This is a genomic window from Streptomyces sp. NPDC043746 (assembly GCF_056436485.1).
Genome location: NZ_JBWKCM010000074.1, coordinates 1 through 1,259 on the forward strand (window position 1 = coordinate 1; position 1,259 = coordinate 1,259).

Here is a 1,259-nt window from a genome sequence, read left to right on the forward strand (position 1 = left end):
CGATCAGCTGGTCGTCTACCGCCCTCGACGGTTTCGGCTCAACCGTCTCGACGGACTCGGCCTCGTTCACGTTGTCGCTGGTCATCGGCGCATCTGAACCGTTCCGGGTTCTGTAGAGACTTCAGATTGTGGTGGTGACCTGGGGTTCCGCGGTCGCGAGGTAGTAGTTGGTTTCGTATTCGACTGGTGGGATGTGCCCGATCTCACCGTGGAGTCGGCGATGGCAGTACCAGTCGATCCACTCGGCGGTGGCGAGTTCGACCTGGGAAAGCGTCTTCCATGGACGTCGGGGCTTGATCAGCTCGGTCTTGAACAGGCCGATCGTGCTCTCCATGAGGGCGTTGTCATAGGCGTCGCCGACCGAGCCGATCGAGGCCGCGATACCGGCGGCGTCCAGGTGCTCGGCGAGCCGGAAACTCGTGTACTGCGATCCGGCATCGGAGTGATGTATCAACTCGCACCGCTGGTAAGGCTGTTCGTCGCGGTCGCGTTGCCACAGAGCCATGTCCAGGGCGTCCAGGACGAGCCGTGTCTCCTTCGACAGAGCGGCGGACCAGCCGACGATCCGGCGGGAGAAGGTGTCCACGACGAACGCGACGTAGACGACTCCCGACCAGGTGCTGACGTGGGTGAAGTCGGCAACCCAGCAGCGGCTCGGGGCCGGCGCGACGAAGTTGCGGTCCAGCAGGTCCGGCGCCCGCTCGACGGAGCTGCCCGCCATCGTGGTGACGACCTTCTTCCCGCGCACGGCGCCGGTGACGCCGAGCTCGCGCATCAGACGTTCGACGGTGCACCGGGCCACGTCATGGCCCTGGCGGTGCAGCTCACGCCAGACCTTCCTGGCCCCGTAAACACGGTAGTTGGACTCGAAGATCTGCCGGATGAGCGGCTTCAGCGCGGCGTCGCGGACGGTGCGGGCCGACGGGGCCCGGAGCCGTTTGTGGTGGGCGTAATAGGTGGAGGGGGCGATCTTGCAGTCGTGCTCGGTGAGCACGCGGCAGATCGGCTCGACACCGCCGAAGCGGGCCCGGTGCTCGTCGATGAACGCTACGAGCGTGTGTGTGGCCGGTCGAGCTCGGCCGCGAAGAAACTCGCCGCCGCCTTCAAGATGTCGTTCGCCCGCTTCAGCTCGGCGATCTCCTTCTTCATCGCCTTGATCTGCGCGGACTCCTCCGTGGTCGTCCCCGGACGCTTCCCGGAGTCGATCCCGTCCCGCTTCACCCAGTTCCGCAGGGTCTCGGCCGAACCGATCCCCAGTT

Annotated in this window: 2 protein-coding genes; both read right to left on the bottom strand. The window is 65.8% G+C overall.

Going from position 1 to position 1,259, the window contains the following annotated elements; translation table 11 throughout:
- Positions 1–121 precede the first annotated feature (121 nt).
- Positions 122–1,042 carry an IS3 family transposase gene (locus AC0682_RS31495; RefSeq protein ID WP_478536650.1) on the bottom strand — a complete coding sequence of 307 codons (921 nt, stop codon included), beginning with the start codon at positions 1,040–1,042 and terminating at the stop codon, positions 122–124.
- Positions 1,043–1,047: 5 nt separating this feature from the next.
- A partial coding sequence (locus AC0682_RS31500; protein WP_478536652.1) for a transposase occupies positions 1,048–1,259 on the bottom strand: 212 nt, incomplete at its 5' end.